Origin of the sequence: Xanthomonas sp. 4461 (assembly GCF_024806475.1) — a bacterium.
GTDB classification, from domain to species: Bacteria; Pseudomonadota; Gammaproteobacteria; order Xanthomonadales; family Xanthomonadaceae; genus Xanthomonas; species Xanthomonas arboricola_F.
The window spans coordinates 679378-699507 of sequence record NZ_JANTYV010000002.1 but is presented as its reverse complement, the minus strand read 5'-3'; the positions used below and the strand labels follow the sequence as shown (position 1 = coordinate 699507).

Sequence of the window (20130 nt, the reverse complement as noted above, 5' to 3'; positions counted from 1 at the left end):
AATGTCATCGGAAAATAGTCGGGGTATTAATAAAAATCTGCCGCTATAAGTGCTAAGTTCCGTCTCGTTGCGGATGAGAGCGCTTGAGCCCTGTCGGTTTGTTGCATGCATGGCGGGTGGGGTGGCCTCCAGGTCCGGGTGTGTCCTGCAGTTGTAATGGCCTATCACGCTGTGCGCAAGCATGGTTGTGAGTTCTCGCTTGCTAAAAATAATGATCGGAGCGCTTTCACTAATTGAAAGTCGATTTTCTGTGGCTGAAATCTGGGAGGAAGTATGTTAAGTAAACTTCATCATGTGGGTTATCGCTGCCGGGATGCGGCAGAAACAGTGCATTTTTATACGGAAACCCTGGGTTTGAAGTTTGCGGCGGCACTGATCGACCACGTTCCTTCCAGTGGCCTGAAGGCCACGAACAATAATGTCTTCTTTGAAATGGAAGACGGGAGCTATATCTGCTTCTTCGAGGTGCTTGGCAGTGCGCTTCCGCTGGTGCCGGTCGAGGAGGATTGGGCGCAGCATCTGGCGCTTGAAGTGCGAGACAGCAAGCGGGCGGATGCACTGTGCGCTCGCCTGCGTGCCAGCGGGGTCGAGGTGGAAGGACCGGTGATCCACGACGTGGCCGGGGACGGGAGGCATGCCGAGCTGGCCAGGTCGTGGTATTTCCGCGACCCGAATGGGCATCGACTGGAACTGATCGTCAAGCCGGAGGTGGCGCAAACGGCCATTTGGGACGATCTGGAGAAGATGGCCTACGCCAATCTTGCTGCGTGGACGCAACTGAAAAAGGAGCATTTGCTTGGATGATGCCGGCCGCTTGGATGCAGAGCCCGCCCTGGCGTCGCAGCACCGGAAAGGCGCGCGGGCGGTAACGGCGAACTACTGGGACTACATCAAGGTCGAGAAACTGCTCGCCCTGCAGGGAGGGCTTGACGATGACGAAGCAGCGGTCAGCAACGACGAAGCCTTGTTCATCAGTGTGCACCAGGTGCATGAGTTGTGGTTCAAGCTGGTGCTGCGCGAGTTGACCTACACGCGCGATCTGCTCAATTCACACCAGGTGGCGGGGCATCAGGTTGTTGCCGGGGTACGTTCGCTGCGTCGCGCAATCACGGTGTTCGAGCAGGCGAACCAGCATTTTCGATTGATGGAGACCATGACCGCGCGCGACTTTCTCGAGTTTCGCGAGCGGCTGACGCCAGCCAGCGGGTTTCAGTCGGCGCAATTGCGCGAGATCGAGATCCTGCTGGGTCTTGAGGATGCGCAGCGTATTTCCATCGGCGCCGGTTCCTATCGCGATGCGCTCAAGCTGCCGGACGGCAGTCCTTCGACTGCCGCGCAGCGCGTCGACGCGCGCGCCAAGGCCGGCCCCACGCTGAAGCAATGTCTCTACGCATGGCTGGCTCGGCTACCGATCGACGGCGCCACTACGCCGGTAGCGAAAGAGCGCTTCGCGCGCCGCTATATCGAGGCGATGCGTGCAGACAGCGAGCGCCGCTGGCGTTTGGCTGCCGACCGGGCCGCCACTGCGGAAGAGTTGCAACGGCTGCGGGCGCGGTATGCGGCGGAAGACGATAGCGCTCAGGCGTTCCTGCTGGCCGACGAGCACGCGCAGCTGGGCGCGCCCGCTCGCGACGCACACCGCGCGGTACGCACTGCCTTGCTGTTTGTCGAAAGTCATCGTGAGTTGCCGCAGCTTGCGTGGCCGCGCGAACTGCTGGAAAGCGTGGTCGAGCTGGAACAGGCGATGTTGATCTGGCGGCAACGGCATGCGCGCATGGTTGAACGCTTTATCGGCCGTCGCGTTGGTACGGGTGGCTCGGCGGGTGTGGACTACCTGGATCAGACCGCGCTGCGCTACCGGATTTTTGCCGAACTCTGGACGGTACGCTCGTTGTTGCTACGCGCCTCCAGCGTGCCGCCGATCGACAACCCGGCGGCGTATGGATTTGCGCCGGAGGATGGACGGTGATGTCGAGGTTTGCGGTCGTTCGCCGGTTGCCGTTTGCCTACGACCTGTCGGCATACGGGATCGATGCGGATGCAGGCTGGCTGCCATGAGTGACACCTCGCAGGTGCTGGTGGTCGGCGGCAGCATCGCCGGTCTGATGAGCGCACTGGCATTTGCCAGGCACGGCTACCAAGTGACCGTGCTTGAACGGGACGAGTTCGTCGACGGGGCATCGCTGGCGCGCGATGCCCATCTGCCCACGCAGCGCTGGTGGCGCAAAGGCGTGCCGCACGCGCGTCACACGCATGCGCTGGCTGCGCTGGGGCGACAGGTGTTGCGCGAACGCGCACCGGACGTCTGGCAGGCACTACTGGATGCCGGTGCGGTCGAGATGCCGTTCGGTGGAAGGCTTGGACCCTCTGTCGCTGTGCCGCGCTGCGGGGATGCGGAGCTATTCGGCCTGTCGACGCGCCGCCCGTTGATCGAGGGCGTCGTTCGTTCGGTGGTGCTGGCAGAGCCCAACATCACGGTGCGCGATGCGGTCGGCGTCCATGGCCTGCTGGTTGGTGCCGAGGATGGTCCACTGGTGCAAGGAGTGTGCACCTCACGCGGCGAGCTGCGTGCGGCGCTGACCATCGATGCACTGGGTCGCGGCTCTGCATTCGGCAAATGGCTGCGGCAGGCTGGTGTGCAGACGCCCGATACCTTGGTGGAAAGTTGCGGGCTGGCATATTTCACGCGCTGGTATCGCTGCCGGCAGCGGCCGAATGTGCAGCTCACGGCGGGATTTTCGGTGGGCGGCTATGCCGCCTCCAGTGGATGCATCGTGTGTCCGGCCGATAACGGCTATGTCTCCATCACGCTGATGGCGCCGCATGGCGACAGCGCCTGGCATCGCATGGCCGAGCCCGTGGTGTTCACTGCAGCCGCATGCGCGCATGCCGGCATTGCGCCCTGGCTCGAAGGCGGGGTCTGCGAACCGGTGTCAGACGTGCTGCGCTGGCCAGTGTGCGAGAACCGCTACCGGCCGGCGGTGGTCAGCGGTATGCCGACCGTCGCCGGGACGGTCGCGGTGGGGGATGCGTTGTGCACCACCAATCCGACCTATACGCGCGGCATGTCGTTGGCGATGCGCTACGCGTATGCCGTCGCCGATCTTGCCCACCGCCAGGGACTGGATGACCCGCTGCGGCTTGCCATCGATGCCGATGCCCTTGCGCAGCGTCTTGTTCGGCCCTGGCACGCCGATAGCGTGGCGCAAGACCGCATACGTCGCGCGGTGTGGGCCGAGCAACCGCCTGTGGCGCAGCACCCGGATGCGATCGACTTGCCGCAGATTGCCGCAGCCGCGCGCCAGGATGCAGTCGTCTGGCACGCACTGGCGCGGCGCACCGGAATGCTTGAAGACCCGTCTGCGATCTTCAACCAGCACGAGGTCATGACGCGGGTGCGCACGCTGGCAGCGACACATCCCGCGCCTGCGCCGGCCACACCCTCCCGACAGACGCTGTTGCAGCTGATCGCTCAGCACCGCGCCGCGCCCGAGTCCACCCTTGTTTCCTGATCTGCCGTTGCCAAGAGGATGTACCTGATGCAATCACCGTGGCAACCCGACGCACCAGCGATGCGGCTGAAACACCGTTTTGCGCTCGATCCGACAGTTGCCTGCCTCAATCACGGCATGCTGGGTGCCTGCCCCAATGATGTATTGGAACGTCAGGCGGCGTTTCGTGCACAGATCGAGCGGCTGCCGTCTGCCTTCATCCTGCGCGATCTACCGCGTTTGCTGGATGACTCGCGCGAGGCGCTGGCTGGGCTCATCGGTGCCGATCCAACCGATTTTGTGTTGCTGCCCAATGTCACCACCGCACTGAGTGCGGTGCTGCGCTCGTGTCTTTTTGTGCCCGGCGACGAGATTCTGACCACGGACCATGCGTATCTGTCTGCGCGCAACGTGCTCGATTTCGTCTCCGGCACCACCGGGGCACATGTGGTGGTTGCGCAGGTCGGCGTGCCGGTTCCGGACCCGCAGCATGTCGTGCAGGCCGTGCTGGAGCGGGTCACCGCACGCACGCGGCTTGCCGTGCTGGATCACGTCACCAGCCCCACCGGGATCGTATTTCCCATCGCCGCCCTGGTCGCCGCGCTGGCCGAACGTGGCATCGAGACGCTGGTCGACGGCGCCCATGCACCGGGCATGTTGCCGTTGGACGTGCAAGCGATCGGGGCGGCGTATTACGCAGGCGATTGCCATAAATGGCTCTGCAGCCCGCGTGGTGCGGGGTTCCTGCATGTGCGTCGCGATCGTCAGGCGGGAGTGCATCCGCCGGTGATCAGTCGCGGCTATGGCGACCGCAGCAGCGCTCGCCCGCGCCTGCATCTGGAATTCGATTGGCTGGGTACCTCCGACCCCACGCCGCTGCTGTGCATTCCCGAAGCGATCGTCTTCCTGCAGAACGTGCTGCCCGGCGGCATGCCTGCGCTGCTCGCACACAACCGTGCGCTGGCGATGCGGTGTGGGCACTACCTGACGGCGCGACTGCCGCTCAAGCGCCTGGCCACCGACGACCACCTTGGCAGCATGGTCGCATTCGCGCTGCCGCCTCGCATCTGCGCGGCGTATCCCGATGCAGCTGCGCTGCAGGACTGGCTGTACGACACGTCTTCCATCGACGTGGCAGTCAACGCATGGCCAGACAACACCAGCTACGTGCTGCGTGTCTCCATGCAGGTGTATGCGGCGATGGAGGATGTGGTTCGACTGGGCGATGCGTTGCAAGGCGCGCTCGCTGCCCTGGACGAACGCGATGCGTTGATGCAGGCCGTCACTGCGGGAGTTGCGCGATGAATGCAATCGGGATGGATCGTAAACATGTGTTGATTACCGGCGGTGTAGGAGGGATCGGCGTCGAGCTGGTGCGCCTCTTTGCGCAGGCCGCGTACCGGGTGAGCTTTACCTACCGCCCCGGGAAGGAGAGCCGGCAACGTGCGCAGGCGCTGCTCGAAGAAGTTGGCGAGGAGGGCGTGCACGCGTTGGAACTGGATGTGGGAGACCGACAAAGCCATGCGCAGCTGATGGACGCGCTGTCATTACCGCTGGACATCGTGATCCATAACGCCGGCGTCGGCACCAAGACCGTTGAGCGCGCTGCGGCCACGTACAAGGAGCAGGACGAGGTGTTTTTCCGGGTCAACACGCTGGGGCCGTTGTGGCTGAGCGAGGATGTGATCCCGGGCATGCTGGCGCGTGGACACGGCAAGATTTTATTGATGAGTTCGGTGGATGGCGGCATCACGCACTTTCCGCGCTTTCGCGCCGCCGATGGCATGAGCAAGGCGGCGGTGGCGTTTCTGGGTCGGCAGCTTGCGGCCACCTACGCCTGCACGGGTATCGATGTTTTCACCGTCTGTCCCGGTGCCACCGATACGCCGATGTTTCAGGCCAGTACCCTGGATGCATTGACGGCCGAGCAACGCCGGCTACTCGAGGCATCGCTGCCTGGCGGGCGTTTGATCGCGCCGCGGGAGATCGCCGATCTGTGCTTTTACCTGTGCCGCGACGAGGCGCGCATTCTGCGTGGCGCGGTGATCGACGCTTCGCTTGGGCTGGGCGTGTGCCCGGCCGTCATGGGATAAGGGAGCCACACGCATGCCTGTGCCATCGAACAGTTTCTGGGAGCAATGGCTCACCGCGCATCGTGCCAAGCCCGATGCCTGCGTCACCTATTCGCTGTCGCCATCGCCGCCGTTGCAGCGCTATCTGGCGCACCTGGATCCTGCGCAGTCGCTGGACTGGACCGGCGAGGACTATCAAGGTTTGCCACTGCTGCGCGAGCGCGTGCTGGCGCAGTATGGGTATGCCAGCACATGCGGGTTGCAGGATGTGTTGATCACCGCCGGCGCGCAGGAGGCGAACTATCTGGTGCTGACGCAATTGCTCGCTGCCGGCGACGAATTCGTCATCGATGCGCCGGGGTGGCAGCAACCGCTGGTGCTGGCAAGACAGATCGGTGCGGTGCCCAGGTTGGTGACGCGTTTGGAGGCCTCCGGCTGGGCGCTGGATATCGACCAGCTCGAAGCGTTGGTCACGCCCAGGACCAAGCTCATTTTTCTGTGCAATCCCAACAACCCGACCGGGCGCGTGGAGAATCTGGCAACGCTGCAGCGCATCGTGGCGGCGGCAGAGCGCGTGGGGGCCTACATCCTGTCCGACGAGGTCTATCGCGGCCTGGAGTGGGATAGGCAAGAGACGCCACGCATTGCGACTCTTTACGACCGCGGTGTGAGCACCGGCAGCGTATCGAAGTTGCTCGGCCTGCAGGGGTTGCGTACCGGCTGGATGGTGACGCGCGATCAAGCCCTGCTCAATGCGGCGATGGTGCTGCGCGAAAACACCAGCGAAATCATGAATGTGCTGGGAGAGCGCATTGCCGAGGTCGCGCTGCGACCGGAGCATTTCGATACTGCGGTCGCGCACTCGCGTGCGATGGGGCACGCCCGGATCGATCTGCTGGATCGCTTTGTCGCCGAACAGCCGGCACTGACCTGGCGGCGGCCGCAGGCAGGCCTGCTCGGTATGGCGCATCTGAACCTGCCGATCGACGCCGATGCCTTCAGCAGCCGGCTGCTGGCGCCGCCGTACAAGACGTTCGTGATGTCCGGTGGTGCGTACGCATACCCGCAGCACCTGCGCCTGGGGGCGGGTGGGGTGTCGCCCGAGGAGCTGGAGCTGGGTCTTGCGCGGATGGCGCAGTTGCTGGCCGAGTGGAGCTGACCGCTGTTTGGGCGTTATCGATTGAGACGTGCTTGAGCGCAACACAGAAGGCCGGCTGCTCACGCAGCCGGCCTTCTGTGTTGCGCCATCTGTTGCTGACAGCGACGGCTTAGAACTCTTGCCAATCTGCGGCATTGCTCGACGCGCTGGCGACAACCGCCTGCCTGACCGGGCGCTTGACCGATGCCGCGGCAGCCTGTGGCTTCGGTGCGGCAACGCCGGCCGGCTTGCTGGGATGCAGCGCGGTCGGTGCGGCTGCGCGCGCAACTGAGGGGCGTTCGGCTTCGATCTTGAAGATCGACACCGCCTGCCTGAGCTGTACCGCCTGTTCTTCCATCGACCGTGCGGCGGCGGTGGCTTCTTCGACCAATGCGGCATTCTGCTGCGTGGTTTCGTCCATCTGGGTGACGGTGAGGTTGACCTGCTCGATACCGGCCGACTGCTCCTGCGAGGCGGCGGAAATCTCGCCCATGATGTCGGTGACGCGCTGCACGCTGGCGACGATCTCGGCCATGGTGGTGCCGGCGCTGTGCACCAGTGTCGAGCCTTCGGCCACGCGCTCGACCGAATCGTCGATCAGGCTCTTGATCTCCTTGGCCGCAGCCGTGGAGCGCTGGGCGAGGGTGCGCACTTCGCTGGCGACCACCGCAAAACCGCGGCCCTGCTCGCCAGCGCGTGCCGCTTCGACCGCTGCGTTCAGCGCCAGGATGTTGGTCTGGAAGGAGATGCCGTCGATGACGCTGATGATGTCGGCGATCTTCTTGGACGATGCTTCGATGCCGGTCATGGTGCCCACGACCTTGCTGACGATGTCGCCGCCCTGCGAGGCGACGCTTGCGGCACCGATCGCCAGCTGATTGGCCTGGCGTGCGTGTTCGGCGTTCTGACGCACGGTTGAAGTGAGTTCTTCCATCGATGCGGCGGTTTCTTCAAGATTGGCCGCTTGCTGCTCGGTGCGTTGCGACAGGTCCTGATTGCCGGCGGCAATCTCGCTGGCAGCCGAATTGATCGATACCGCCGAGTGCTGGATGCGCCCGACGATCTCGGCCAGTTGCGCGGCGGTGGCATTGGCGTCGTCGCGCATCTGTGCGAACACGCCCTTGAACTCGCCGCTCATGCGGGCGGTGAGATCGCCGGCGGCGATGGATTGCAGCAACGACGACAGCGACTGCAGATTGCCGTCGGCGGTGGCCATCAGCTGGTTGAGGCTGTCGACCATGATGTGGAAGTCGTACTGGAAGCGGGCCGCATCGCCGCGCGCGCTGAAGTCGCCATTGGCCGCCGACACTGCCAGCTGCTTGATTTCGGCATTCATCGCCGACAGGTTGGCCTTGACCTCGTTCATGGTCTGGGTGAGGACGGCTTTTTCGCCGGGCAGCGCGTCCATGCTCTCGCTGAGGTCGCCGATGGCATAGCGGCCCATGATGCGCGCGAGCGTGGTCTGCACCGCAAGATGCGAGGCGACCAGAGTGTTTGTGTCGTGCGCCATGCGGCCGTAATCGCCGGGAAATGCATTGGCATCGATGCGGAAGCTGATCTGGCCTTCATCGTGGAGCTTGGCCATCTCGGCTTGCGCGCGCAACAGGGACTGCAACTGGGTCTGCATGCCGCTCATGGCGCGTAGCAGGCGGCCGGTTTCGTCCTGCGCGTCAGTTTGCACCTGGTTGTCCAGCTGGCCCTTGGCGATCGCTTCGGCTGCCTTGGTGGCACGGGCCAACGGATGGGTGAGGCTGCGGGTGATCAGCCAGGCCAGCAGGCCGCTGATCGTGACCACGGCGACGCCGCCGATCAACAGCAGCAGCTTGGCGCGATTCATCGATTGCACGGCTTCGGTGTACGCCTGCTGGCTCTGTTGTTCCTGCCGGGAGACCAGTTCGCGGATCTTTTCCTGCCAGGCCAAAGTGGCAGGCCTGGCTTTTTCGTTCAGCAGCGTTTGCGCTGCGGTGTTGTCGTTCCTGGCGGCCAACGCCATCACCTGGTCGTTGAGCGTGCCCGAGATGGCACGCTTGGCATCCATCTCGGCCCGGATCTTGCGACCTTCTTCGGAGCTGGGCAGGGTGTCGAGCTTGGCGCGCAAGTCGTTGTAGCGTTGCCGTTGGGTCTTGATCGTCGCGACCGCGTCATCGTTGAGTTGATCACTGGTGGCCATGGCGTAGGTGCCCAGCGCGATCATGATCGACGAGTTGGCATCCAGCATCCCGTTGCCCATCTGGATCTTGGCCATGCGGTCCAGCACGATGAAATCCAGTTGTTTTCTGGCGCTGGCCATCGAGCTCAGCCCGATGGCGACAAGCAGGCCCGACAGCAGGATCAACAGGCCGAAGGCGGCGCCGAGGCGGCGGCCGACGGAATAGCGTTGGAGTAAGGCGGTCATGCGGCAATCCCAGGTGCGAGTCGAAGGGTGCCGTCTGGGCAACTGCGTGAAGAACGCATGAGTGTCGGGCCGGCGTGTGGATAACGACGCGCCATTGGGAAACTTGACCCCACTGTACCGCTCGGATTTAGCTGCAGATTGCCTTCGGCAGCGGTCAGGAATTGCCCGACTGGCGAGTGCTGCGTGAAGGCGCGCAGACTACCAAAGCGGCTGGACTGCGCGCTGTCATCCAGGCAGCCGGCTGCTGCACGGTATCGTTGCGGCCGCCACGTTAGAGTGGTGTGCCAACGATTACCTACGACACGCCGCGCATGGATAACCGCAATCAGGAATGGATGCAGGCCGTCACCGACGCGCTCAGCGATCTGCTGGCCGCGCGTGTGGCGCAGGCCACGCTGCTGGAAGCCATGCTGGTTTCGCATCCCGATCCGGTGGCCTTGAGGAAGGCCTGGGACGAGCTGTCGTCTCAGCGGATCGCGATCGTTGCACAGAACAAGGCCGTCGCGGCGGTGGAACGCCCCATGGACGAGTACACGCTGGAACAATTCCAGGCCTGGGAAGAGAAGTTTCGCCGCTATTTTCCGCGCGATGTGGGTGGGCCGTAGGTGCGCGGGCGCGCGTTTTCGTCGCCGTAGAAAACACAAGGCAAGTGACGGAGCGCGTTGTATTTTCTCGGCGCATGTTGGTTTGGCCCGATGCTAGTGCTCTGCATAACCTGCAGAATTTCTGAAGTTCAAAGGCAGTGCCTGGAGGACGCGCCTAGTGGGTTTGAGTTTGGCAAAACGCCGCGGGATGCGGGGCTCATTCAGCGTTTCGTCCATCGCTGGATCGCGCAAGACCTGTCAACGCTGCAGTAGAGCAATCCACACCAGCCTCGTCACTGCGTACGGCTGACGAACAGGGCGTCCTGGCATCGAGGAGTGCGCGCAATCAGCCCGAGCAATTGCTGCCACACAAGGTCCTGTGGACCCTGCAATGCAGTGCAAGCCAAACGATAAGGTCTGCGGTCAATCTTGATGACAAAACTTGGCGGGTGCTGGCTAGTCTAGACTGTCTTGCGGTCTTGGCGGGGTGTCATCCAGTCATTGTTTGTCCTGTCCGCGGAACTCGCTTCGCGTGCGGAAAGACGAGCCGCCCTGCTGGCACCACAGCGCAGCGTGGGATGAGACAAGCGGCGGTTGAACCACGCATCGTTGCAGCTCGCTTCGCCCGCTGTTCAATGCCAGCCGCGCAGGGGCCTGTTTGCGCGCGTTGCCTTGCATCACTGCCGGTTGCGTCGTTGCGAGGACTCATTCGCCTTTGAAAAAGCTAAGATCGAAACTTGTGCAAAGTCGGAGGCGCCAATGATCGATCGTCGTACCTTTCTTGCCACGGGCGTGGTAGCCGCTGCTGCCAGCTTCAGTTCCCCGGCGGCGCGGATCTCACAGACGCCGCGCGCAAACGGGCCGGCACCGTGGGGTGCGGTTCCTAGCAAGCGCCAGCTGCGGTGGCATCGGTGGGAGCAATACGCTTTCGTGCATTTTGCGATGAATACCTTCACCGACAAGGAATGGGGCTACGGCGACGAGGATCCTGGCAAATTCGACCCCAGCGATTTTTCGGCCGATCAGATTGTCGCTGCTGCCAAGGCCGGCAATCTGAAAGGGCTCATTTTCACGGCCAAGCACCACGACGGCTTCTGCCTCTGGCCGACCCGCTTGACCGAGCATTGCATCCGGAACTCGCCGTACAAGAACGGCAAAGGCGACATCGTCGGTGAGATGGCCGCGGCGTGTCGACGCGCCGGCCTGGCATTCGGCATCTATCTCTCTCCCTGGGATCGTAATCACGCCGAGTATGGGCGCCCCGGCTACCTCGACTATTTTCGCAAGCAGATCGTCGAACTCTGCACGGGCTATGGCGAGCTGTTCGAGTTCTGGTTCGACGGCGCCAATGGTGGCGACGGCTATTACGGTGGAGCGCGCGAAGCGCGCAAGATCGATGCGCCTGCTTACTACAACTGGCCAAAAATGATCGAGTTGGTGCATCTGCACCAGCCGATGGCCTGCACCTTCGATCCGCTCGGCGCCGATATTCGCTGGGGTGGCAACGAGGACGGTATCGCTGGTGATCCATCCTGGCCGACCATGCCCAATGCGCCCTACACACAGGAAAACGGCAACTCCGGGGTGCGCGGAGGGGCGCTGTGGTGGCCGGCCGAAACCAACACCTCGATCCGCCCGGGCTGGTTCTACCATGCCGATGAAGATGGCAAGGTGCGCAGCCCGGAGAACCTGGTGCGCTATTTCGACACCTCCGTCGCGCGCGGCACCAACATGAACCTCAATCTCCCGCCCGACCGACGCGGCCGCATCGCCGACCACGACGTGGCAGTGCTGCAGAGTTTCGGCGACGCAATCCGCGCCAGCTTCGCCATCGATCTGGCCAAGGGCGCCAAGGCCAGCGCCAGTGCGTCGCGCGGTCCTGGATTCGAGCCGGCGCGCGTGCTTGATCGGCAGCCGGACAGCTACTGGTCCACGCCGGATGACCTCACCACGCCCACGCTGACGCTGGACCTGTCGGCGGTGCACAGCTTCGACCTGATCCGGCTGCGCGAGTATTTGCCGCTGGGCGTGCGCGTCACTCGCTTCGCGGTCGAAGCCGAGGTCGATGGGCAATGGCGTCGGCTGGCCGAAGCGCAGTGCATTGGTGCGCAGCGCATCGTGCGGCTGGAGCGCCCGATCGCCGCGCGCCGGGTGCGTTTGGTCGTGCTTGAGGCGCCGGTGTGCCCGGCAATCAGCGAATTCGCGTTATTCCGGGCCGTGGCGCCAGTGCCGGTTGCGCGGCCGATGGCGAATGCGCCGGACGTGCTGTCCACCGCTGGCTGGCACATCGTCGAGGCGAGCGCGCCCGGGGCGGAAAAATTGCTCGACGACGATGCCAGCACGATCTGGATCACGCCCGCGCCCACGCCGGGCCATCCCGCGCAGGCGACCATCGATCTGGGCGCGCTGCGTCAGGTGGCCGGTTTCAGCCTCACGCCCTCGCGCACGGTAATGAACGGTGCGGCGCCGCCGAAGGGCTATCGCGCCGAAACCAGCGAAGATGGCCAACGCTGGCAGCCGGCTGGCGCCGGTGAGCTGTCCAATATCGCCTACGCGCTTTCGACCCAGCGCCTGAATTTCCCCGAGGTCCGCCAGATCCGCTATCTGCGGCTGTCGTTCGCTGAAACAGCGGTGCCTGCCGAACGGCTGGCGATCGCGGGGATCGGCGCGTTCTCGCGCATGCGATAAGCGCTTGCGACCCCTCGCGGCCATAAGCCGCGAGGAAGCGCATCGTTGGGGCGAGGCGGTTTCGCGGGCTTGAGATGCATCAGGCCACGCGATGGAGAGAAATCGCGTATTCGCATCACATGGTGACCTGACTCTTGAACCGTGCTTGCACACCGCCGTTCCGGATGACGCGCTATGGTGCGCGGCGCATGACGCAAGCGACGTGGTTGGGTATGGAACAGAAACAGCACGATTGGATGCAGGCCGTGACCGAAGCGCTCAGCGATCTGCTGGCCGCGCGCGTGGCACAGGCCACGTTGCTGGAAGCGATGCTGGTCTCGCATCCGGATCCGGTCACGCTCAGAAAGGCGTGGGATGAGCTGTCGTCCCAGCGCATCGCCTACGTTGCGCAGAATAAAGCGCTGGCGGACGACCCGCGCCCGATGGATGCCTACACGCTGGAGCAATTCCAGGCGTGGGAAGAAAAATTCAACCGCTATTTTCCGCGCAACTTTGATACGCCTTAGGTCGGCACTCCAGGCGTCGCACTATTGCCGGAGTACCACAGCCTAGCTGTACTTGGAGCGGGCAGTTGCAGCTTGTGTAACCGTTACCGTGGCTCCGGGCACAATCTCAATCAAGCAGTCGCCGTGCGGGTGTTGCTGCACTCGCTAGCAGCGTCAAACGTTAACTGCTCCGGCCTGGACTTTTGTCACAAGCACTGCTTGCTTGTTATTGGTCAAGGCCTCTCCTGGCATTTGTGCCTGCTCAATAGAGCAGGCACAAATGCGGCCGTGACTTTTGTGAACGGGCTGGTTGCTGCCTAATATGCCCCCTCAGATCGGAAGATATTCGCAACCGACGTAACGAAATTCAGGAAGATAGCCGTCCTTGTCGTACGGTGCACCGTTGTATTCGCAACGCCAGTTGGGGCCACCCATCCATGTCTTCTTATAACCAGCCTCGCAACTGCCATTCTGGAACCATCCGGAATTGGCTCCCGTGACATGAGTGCGGCCCCAACGTTCGCCGACTAGGATGGCTGGAGCGTATTTGGAGTGCGCTTTCGGGGGGCAGGAGTTCTCGTCGGCTCTTTCATTGCATTCTGTCCAGCTACGATTGTAGTTCCCCGCAAGGGACAATCCAGGAATCCTGATCGGCACATCCCAGCTTCCGCCGATGTCGAAGGACTGTTCTTTGCAAGTGCCGCGCGTTGTGGACTTCGTGGAGGTTGGGCAATGTGCTTCGTCCCCGTAACATACCGCAAGATCACCCGGGTCTTCGTAGAAAGACTTTTGATTTTTTCCTAACCATCCTCCGAAGGTAGTGAACATATGTTTGTCCGGTGATGCCTGGGCGGTTCCCACCATAGTCAACACCAAGAGGACGAGGTAGAAATGCTTTCTTAGATTATTAATCACGATTATCTCCGTGCGGTTGTTTAATTTTAGGGGTGAAGTTTATTTATGATGTGACTAGACCCGGTGCGGGTTAAGTGTTGCTAGGTGTCAATAAATTGCAGGTGTGCAATCAGTAGTGGGGTATTTTTATTGTTCGTGTGTGAATTATTTTCGAGCGTTACGTGCATGGCTGTGCTATCAATTGATCAGGTTGGTCCAGATCAATGTGATTTGAAAAAATAAAAGGATGATTTTTGGGTATTTAAAATTATTTAGCACATGGCTCGCAGCACAGCTGGCTAGGAAATGCGGGTGCGCGCTGACTGGAGCTGGACGAATGTTTTCAGCTGTGACCCTGCAGCAGAGATTCCAGAACTTCCCGTTCTTGAGGCGCCGCAGAGGGACGTGCTACCGCGATCAGCAGAGTCGATCTTAGCGGGGGCGTGAGTTCAACCTCTCCGCTTGCGATCGAATTGAGCGTCTGTCTCACCAGCGGTTCGGTTGCACCACCTCTCAGGTAATTGACCGCGGCATCTGCTGCGGCATCGGGGGAGGAGAGTCGGTAAACCTTCTGCGCAGCCAGTGCTTTCACCACTTCGTCGCCGTTTCCGGTCGCAACCGAATTCAGCTGGGAAAGGGCATTGCTTCTGAGCGACATTGCATCCTTGGATGTGTCTTCTTCGATTGTCCCAATAAAGTTCAAGGCAGCGACCGATGTAGGTACGTCGCTCGCATGGCTATTGAGGGTCGACATTGCCTGCGACAGTGCCTCTTTGGGCGCTGTGCCAGGAAAATTTGCATACGTTTTGTACATCGCAGTATAGAGGGTGTCGTCCTTACTTGCCCAAATGCGATTGGCCTCGTCTACCATCATTTTTCTGCCGGTCTCGCTACGAACAATCATGTTCTGAATAATTTCACGATTGGCAGCGTCTTTTGCAGGTATTCTGGAATAATAGTCAGCGACCGCCTTTCGCCCCTCTGGGCTGGAATCGATCGTGCTGAGCAAGCGTGACATGAAGATGTCCCGTTGTGCCCGGGACATGGCATGGCCTGAATCCCATCGATCGAAAAAATCCTGTAAGCGTTGCTGGACCTCGCTCGCGTTGAAGGGCTTGTCAATTTCAGCACTTGTGGAATCGTTGAATTCAATTCCACTTGTATGCGCATGCTCTGCAAGCGGTGCATGGCCAACCCCGACGGGGTGGATCGTCTGGGTGATGTGGCTTGCGTCAACGGTTTTATCGCTGTTCGATTGAGCTGAAAAATAGGTCAATGAGTATATTCCAGTGATTGCCACGAGTCCTCCGATAATCAATTTAATGGCGGGCTTGCTGGGTTGGATCAATCTGATATTGTCAGCCATTGATTTTCCTAAGGCAGGTGCTTTGCTAGATAATTAAATACTATTAAAAATTTAAATGCGGAACATTTGCATGTGCGTTAATTTCAGACGCGACGAGTCAGAGGCGTGCAAATGCATATTTTGGGCCTGATGGTATGTGGTTGAGTTCCGCTTGTATTTTAATATCATGAAGCGAATATTGCGGTTTCAATGTTTCTTGTAATTCGGATAACGCCGGCAATGCGTTGCCGATGTCAGGTGTTATTTATTGTTGCCGGGGAAGAACGTACATGTTCAATTAACGTTATCGATGTCATTTGTTGACAAAAATTTCGATGAAGTGCGATAAAGTAGGTTACTATCTTTGCATAACTTATTGTTTGCCGATAATAGGGTGTCTATGCGATTTAATGACGTTATTTTGTCTCAAAAGATAACCGGATCTTTGTGTCGAAAAGCGATGTCAAATTGCGAAGGGGGTTTGATTTTAGCGATGCATTGTTCGATACCTGGTATAGGTTTTCTGGCGCCCATGGTGAATCTGGCTGGGTCTTATATGGCCGTGGAATAGCGGGTCGCTCATCCGGCGTCCCTCAAGTAGCGCATCAAGCGAGCTGCAGCAGTCAAGAAAATAATTCTGAGTCGTCGCTCTTTCGGTCGAGCTAGATCGCCTTCTGCACGGGATTTTGCGCGGCTGAGTCCCATCGCCACCATGGGCCGGGGCACACACATGCAACATAACGACGATCGCGTCGTCCCTCGCTCGGAATCGCCTGGTGAGTTGGTTCGTTTGGCTGCATACGCGTCGACGAATTGCTACCTGCATCGAGCGATGATCGGTGGGGTCCCCGGAGAACATCGCAGGTGACTCAAGCCACAAAAATTCACGCGGCGAAGTCAGGCGCCGCTTCTGGGATGTCGGGCCGGATACATCGCCATGCGACCCAATCTGTCGCACGTCCATTCGGTTTGCAGTAACGCCACGTACCCACCGTTGAACGTCCTATGCTGCCGCGCCCTGTCGGTCACCGTGGCGACCGAGGACTCCATTGCCCGCGCCGATCAGAAGCACGGGACTGGGCATGGGCGAACTGCTCCTGGTGGTCGAGGTTCAGCCCACCGACGGCCGCAAGGCCGACTTGGCAGCCTGCAGACGCAAGGTGGCAGATGTCAGACCTGGCGCACTGGCCTGCAACAGAATGTCGCCAGCCTTTCGCGTTGTTTGCAGTAGCCCCGCACATAGGCCGTTGAACGCTTTGCGCTGTGATGCCTTGTCATCCTCGTGGCTGCTGGGGTCGCCGTTGCCGACGCCGATCAGCTTGCCTGCGCCGTGCACGGCGAACTGCACTTGCGTGTCGGCAGTGGGAACGAGGCGGCCTTGTGCATCGACAATCTCTACCTTGATCACTGCAACATCTTCTGCGTCGGCGCGCAGCGCCTTGCGATCGCAACTCAAGCGGATCGCAGCCGGCTTGCCGACGGTCTCGCGGCGTTCGGTAAGCACCAGCTTGCCGCCGCGATAGCCGCGCGCCTCGATCACGCCGGGCGCATAGACCACCCGCCACTCGACATGGCCGTAGGCGGGCACCTGCTGCAGACCCTGGCTGACGCCGTTGACCAGCAACTCCACCGCGTCGAGATTGCTATGGCACCAGACGGCGAGGTGGCCGTTGTCGTCGGGTTGCAGTAGTCCGTCCCAGTTCCAGTGCGGGAACAGGTGCAGCACCGGCTCGTGCGTCCACTGCGCGCGGTAGTACCAGTAGTTGTCCTTGGGAAAGCCACAACTGTCTAGAACACCGAACTGCGAAGCGACATTCGGCCAGCGGTTGTAGGGTGTGGGTTCGCCGCGATAGTCGAAGCCGGTCCAGATAAAGCCGCCGGCGATGTACGGGCGTTGCGCGACATAGCTCCACCAGGCTTCGGCGGTACTGGCCCACCACGGGTGATCCAGGTCGTAGGCGCGGGTATAGCCGCGTGCGTCGTCGCGCTGGTAATTGCCGCGCACCGACACGGTGCTGCCGGTTTCGCTGCCGTAGATGGGGATGTCGGGGTATTGCGCGTGGAAGCCGTCCATCTGGCTGGTGCGGTAATTGAAGCCGACCACATCCACCACCTGGCCCACGCCGTCGCCAAAGCCCTTGTCCATGGCAAAGGTGGTGGGGCGGGTGGGGTCGAGCTGGCGCACGCGCTGCTGCATGCGCGCGACGATGCGCGCGCCGCGCTCGGTCACCTGCTGCGGTTCTTCGTTGCCTAGCGACCACAGGATCACGCTGGGATGATTGCGCCCACGCCGGACCATGGTTTCCAGTTCGCCCATCGCTTCGGGGTCGGTGGACATGCGTCGGGTTTCTTCGATCACGAACATGCCCAGTCGGTCGCACAGTGCGAGCAATTCGGGGGTGGCCGGATTGTGCGAGCTGCGATAGGCGTTGCAGCCCATCGATTTGAGCTGGCGCAGGCGCCATTCGTGCAGGGCGTCCGGGATGGCGGTGCCGACGCCGGCATGGTCCTGATGGTTGTTGGTGCCGTGCAGCTTGAGCGGGGTGCCGTTCAACAGAAAACCGCGCTGCGCATCGAAAGCGATGCTGCGCACGCCAAACGGCGTGGCCACCGCATCGGTTGCCTTGCCATCGCTGTGCACGCTGGCGGTGAGCGTGTAGAGCTGCGGGGCGTCGATCGACCACAGCGCCGCCTGTCCCAGCGGGAGGGTCTGCTCAAGCAACTGCACCTGGCCCGGCGCCACCGTCACCACCGCGCTGACCGCCTTTGCAACCACGCGACCATCGGGTGCGGTGATGCTGGCCTGCACGCTGCACTGGCGCGGGGCAGTACCGTCATTGCGGACTTCGGCAGACACCTGCGCGGTGGCGCTGTCGCCGTGCACGGTGCTGCGTACGAACACGCCGTGCTGCGGCATTTGCAGCGGATCGGTCTTTTGCAGCCACAGATGGCGATAGATGCCGGCGCCTTCGTAGAACCAGCCTTCGCCCAGCGTGGCATCCACGCGCACGGCAATCAGGTTGGGTTTGCCGTAGTCCAGCACTTCGCTCAGGTCGACCTCAAAGCCGCAATAGCCGCTGGCGTTGCGCCCGACGATGTGGCCGTTGCAGAACACCACGCAATCGCGGAACACACCGTCGAACACCAGGCAGATGCGCTTGCCCAGATCGCTTGCCGGAATCTGCAGCGTGCGCCGATACCAGCCCACGCTGTTTTCCGGAAAGCTGGTCCCCAGCGCCTTGTAGCCGTGTGCGGCCGCCGGGTCTTCCTCGGTCATCGAGGCGGAGATCGGTTCCGGGCGGAACGGCAGGCTCACGGCCCAGTCGTGGGGCAGATCCACCTGCTGCCAGCTGCTGTCGTCGAAGGCCAGCTGCGCGCAGGTGGCAGTATCCTTGCCGGCCTTGGCAAAGGTGCGTTGAAACGTGCCGAATTCGAAATCGCGCGACGCATCGCCGGCATGGCCCAGATGAAAGCGCCACCCGAAATCCAATAGCAGCCGCTCGCGTGGTGCCAGCGTTGCGTCACCCAGTGGGCCAACCGGCACGGTGTTTTTGGCCGTTGCCGATGCGGCAACGCCGGGCACCAGGGCGGCAGCGCTGCCAACCGGTAGTGCCGCGCTCACGCCGCTCGCAAGCATGCCGCGCAGCAACGCGCGGCGATTGATGCCGGTCATGGCCGTGTCCTCGTGCCGGCGCCTGCCGGTTGTGCCGATGCAGGCGTGTGCACTGTGGGCACATACGAAGGTGGCGCGCCGGTGTATGGGTGGTGCATGAAGTCGATCGCCGGCAGCACGTCATTGCCATGCTTGAAATCGAAGAAGCTGGCGTTCTCCCATGACGAGCCGGTGCCCCAGCGCGTCTTGCAACTGCTGCTGGTCCATGCCGGTTCCCAGTACACGACACCGGCACCGCCGGTGTCGATCACCAGCTGGGTGAGATCGATCATGTACCTGGACTGCCCTTGCGGCGTGGCCGGGTAGCCGGCAATCAGCGAGTCTTCGCCAAGCAGGTTGTGCGAGGTGTCGCCGGACTCCAGCGTCCACGGGTAGGCGGTTTCCACCACCACCACGTCGGCATCAAAGCGGCTGCGCAGGCGCTTGATGGTCTTGCCCAGTTGCGCCATCGATTGGGTGGACCACTTGCGGTAGTAGCTGATGCCGATCAGGTCGAAGTCGGTAACGCCGGCCTTGGTGGCGGCGGCGAACCACGGCTCCACATTTTCCGGTTGGGCGATATGCAACATCACCCGCGGTTTGATCGTCGAGCGCGCGCTCATGTCGCGCACCGCCTTGATGCCTGCGTTGAACAGTTTGGCGTTGCGTTGCCAATCGATGGGGCGTTTCTTGTCCCAGGGCTGGCTGGCCATCAGGTCGGAATTGCTTTCGTTGCCCACCTGCACCAGTTCGGGCATCAGCCCGGCGCGGTCGAGCGCGCTGAGGGTGTCGTAGGTGAAGCCGTAGAGCGTGCGCGCAAGCTCGTCGGTATCGGTGATGCTGGCCCAGGCCTTGGGGATCAGCTGCTTTTCGCCATCGGCCCAATCGTCGGAATAGTGCAGGTCCAGCAGTACCTGCATGCCCTGCGCGCGTGCGCGTGCGATGGTCTTTTTGACATCGGTCAGGTCGCTGTACTTGGTCCAGCGTGCATCGTTCCACAACCGCACCCGTACCAGGTTGGCGCCATGCGCGTGGAACAGTTCGAATGGATCGGTGACCGCGCCGTTTTCGCGGTACTGCACGCCGCATTCCTCCATTTCGTTGACGTAGGACAGGTCCGCACCGAGATACAACGTGGCGGGAGGCTGGGCGGCGTGTGCGGAAACGGACAATGCCAGCGCCAGCAGCGTCGGCGTCCAGAAGCGGCGTGTAGAGCGCATGCTATTCCTCGACAGATCAATCATGAAGCGGCCAACAGCATGCTGCATGTGGCCGTCGTGCGACGCAGGCGCTGTGCGGAATCGCAACCAGGGTTGCAGTTTGTTCCCGCGGATCGACTTCACTGGCCTGCTGCCCGGCGCAGCGTGCGCCGGATGCGGATGTAGG

14 protein-coding genes are annotated in these 20130 nt (G+C 61.8%); 9 read left to right on the top strand and 5 right to left on the bottom strand.

Annotated elements, in window-relative coordinates:
• The first annotated feature begins 273 nt into the window (after window positions 1-273).
• The 6 genes from FHY19_RS10755 (at window position 274) to FHY19_RS10730 (ending at window position 6722) form a co-directional block, all read left to right on the top strand.
• A complete protein-coding gene (locus tag FHY19_RS10755) occupies window positions 274-804 on the top strand; it encodes a VOC family protein (RefSeq protein ID WP_259153321.1) in 531 nt (176 codons plus the stop codon).
• Window positions 797-1969 carry a tryptophan 2,3-dioxygenase family protein gene (locus FHY19_RS10750; RefSeq protein ID WP_259166043.1) on the top strand — a complete coding sequence of 391 codons (1173 nt, stop codon included), beginning with the start codon at window positions 797-799 and terminating at the stop codon, window positions 1967-1969. The genes FHY19_RS10755 and FHY19_RS10750 overlap by 8 nt, the downstream gene beginning before the upstream one ends.
• 85 nt (window positions 1970-2054) lie before the next feature.
• A complete protein-coding gene (locus tag FHY19_RS10745; RefSeq protein ID WP_259166040.1) occupies window positions 2055-3512 on the top strand; it encodes an FAD-dependent oxidoreductase in 1458 nt (485 codons plus the stop codon).
• A gap of 27 nt (window positions 3513-3539) precedes the next feature.
• Window positions 3540-4796 carry an aminotransferase class V-fold PLP-dependent enzyme gene (locus tag FHY19_RS10740; protein ID WP_259166039.1) on the top strand — a complete coding sequence of 419 codons (1257 nt, stop codon included), beginning with the start codon at window positions 3540-3542 and terminating at the stop codon, window positions 4794-4796.
• 11 nt (window positions 4797-4807) lie between these two features.
• The gene (locus FHY19_RS10735) at window positions 4808-5584 is read left to right on the top strand and encodes an SDR family oxidoreductase (protein ID WP_259166038.1); all 777 of its coding nucleotides are present in this window, start codon (window positions 4808-4810) and stop codon (window positions 5582-5584) included.
• Between the two features lie 13 nt (window positions 5585-5597).
• On the top strand, window positions 5598-6722 hold the full coding sequence (locus tag FHY19_RS10730) for a pyridoxal phosphate-dependent aminotransferase (protein WP_259166037.1): 1125 nt from the start codon (window positions 5598-5600) through the stop codon (window positions 6720-6722).
• Window positions 6723-6831: 109 nt separating this feature from the next.
• On the opposite strand, the gene FHY19_RS10725 is transcribed toward FHY19_RS10730, so the two are convergent.
• Complete coding sequence (locus FHY19_RS10725; RefSeq protein WP_259166036.1) at window positions 6832-9096, bottom strand: methyl-accepting chemotaxis protein; 2265 nt, start codon at window positions 9094-9096, stop codon at window positions 6832-6834.
• 311 nt (window positions 9097-9407) lie between these two features.
• On the opposite strand from FHY19_RS10725, the gene FHY19_RS10720 reads away from it, so the two are divergent.
• The 3 genes from FHY19_RS10720 to FHY19_RS10710 all read left to right on the top strand — a co-directional run bounded on the left by FHY19_RS10720 (window position 9408) and on the right by FHY19_RS10710 (window position 12874).
• Window positions 9408-9701, top strand: coding sequence for a hypothetical protein (locus FHY19_RS10720; protein ID WP_259166035.1), 294 nt, complete (start codon window positions 9408-9410; stop codon window positions 9699-9701).
• Between the two features lie 738 nt (window positions 9702-10439).
• Window positions 10440-12368 (top strand): alpha-L-fucosidase, encoded by a 1929-nt coding sequence (locus FHY19_RS10715; RefSeq protein WP_259166034.1) that lies wholly within the window; start codon window positions 10440-10442, stop codon window positions 12366-12368.
• Between the two features lie 164 nt (window positions 12369-12532).
• Window positions 12533-12874 carry a hypothetical protein gene (locus FHY19_RS10710; protein ID WP_259166033.1) on the top strand — a complete coding sequence of 114 codons (342 nt, stop codon included), beginning with the start codon at window positions 12533-12535 and terminating at the stop codon, window positions 12872-12874.
• A 309-nt stretch (window positions 12875-13183) separates the two neighbouring features.
• Here the strand turns inward: FHY19_RS10710 and FHY19_RS10705 are convergent, their stop codons facing one another.
• The 4 genes from FHY19_RS10705 to FHY19_RS10690 form a co-directional block, all read right to left on the bottom strand.
• Window positions 13184-13768 carry a hypothetical protein gene (locus FHY19_RS10705; RefSeq protein ID WP_259166020.1) on the bottom strand — a complete coding sequence of 195 codons (585 nt, stop codon included), beginning with the start codon at window positions 13766-13768 and terminating at the stop codon, window positions 13184-13186.
• Between the two features lie 322 nt (window positions 13769-14090).
• Window positions 14091-15113, bottom strand: coding sequence for a hypothetical protein (locus FHY19_RS10700; RefSeq protein ID WP_259166019.1), 1023 nt, complete (start codon window positions 15111-15113; stop codon window positions 14091-14093).
• Between the two features lie 1090 nt (window positions 15114-16203).
• On the bottom strand, window positions 16204-18765 hold the full coding sequence (gene galA / locus FHY19_RS10695; RefSeq protein ID WP_259166016.1) for a beta-galactosidase GalA: 2562 nt from the start codon (window positions 18763-18765) through the stop codon (window positions 16204-16206).
• Entirely contained in the window at window positions 18762-19964 is a 1203-nt protein-coding gene (locus tag FHY19_RS10690) for an arabinogalactan endo-1,4-beta-galactosidase (protein WP_259166015.1), read from the bottom strand. Before FHY19_RS10690 ends, galA begins: the two co-directional genes overlap by 4 nt.
• Window positions 19965-20130: the final 166 nt, after the last annotated feature.

Excerpts from the sequence above, each read along its gene's own strand:
- FHY19_RS10755 (WP_259153321.1), top strand. The coding sequence starts at position 274 with ATGTTAAGTAAACTTCATCATGTGGGTTATCGCTGCCGGGATGCGGCA.
- FHY19_RS10745 (WP_259166040.1), top strand. The coding sequence starts at position 2,055 with ATGAGTGACACCTCGCAGGTGCTGGTGGTCGGCGGCAGCATCGCCGGT.
- FHY19_RS10740 (WP_259166039.1), top strand. The coding sequence starts at position 3,540 with ATGCAATCACCGTGGCAACCCGACGCACCAGCGATGCGGCTGAAACAC.
- FHY19_RS10735 (WP_259166038.1), top strand. The coding sequence starts at position 4,808 with ATGGATCGTAAACATGTGTTGATTACCGGCGGTGTAGGAGGGATCGGC.
- FHY19_RS10730 (WP_259166037.1), top strand. The coding sequence starts at position 5,598 with ATGCCTGTGCCATCGAACAGTTTCTGGGAGCAATGGCTCACCGCGCAT.
- FHY19_RS10725 (WP_259166036.1), bottom strand. The coding sequence starts at position 9,096 with ATGACCGCCTTACTCCAACGCTATTCCGTCGGCCGCCGCCTCGGCGCC.
- FHY19_RS10720 (WP_259166035.1), top strand. The coding sequence starts at position 9,408 with ATGGATAACCGCAATCAGGAATGGATGCAGGCCGTCACCGACGCGCTC.
- FHY19_RS10715 (WP_259166034.1), top strand. The coding sequence starts at position 10,440 with ATGATCGATCGTCGTACCTTTCTTGCCACGGGCGTGGTAGCCGCTGCT.
- FHY19_RS10710 (WP_259166033.1), top strand. The coding sequence starts at position 12,533 with ATGACGCGCTATGGTGCGCGGCGCATGACGCAAGCGACGTGGTTGGGT.
- FHY19_RS10700 (WP_259166019.1), bottom strand. The coding sequence starts at position 15,113 with ATGGCTGACAATATCAGATTGATCCAACCCAGCAAGCCCGCCATTAAA.
- galA (WP_259166016.1), bottom strand. The coding sequence starts at position 18,765 with ATGACCGGCATCAATCGCCGCGCGTTGCTGCGCGGCATGCTTGCGAGC.
- FHY19_RS10690 (WP_259166015.1), bottom strand. The coding sequence starts at position 19,964 with ATGCGCTCTACACGCCGCTTCTGGACGCCGACGCTGCTGGCGCTGGCA.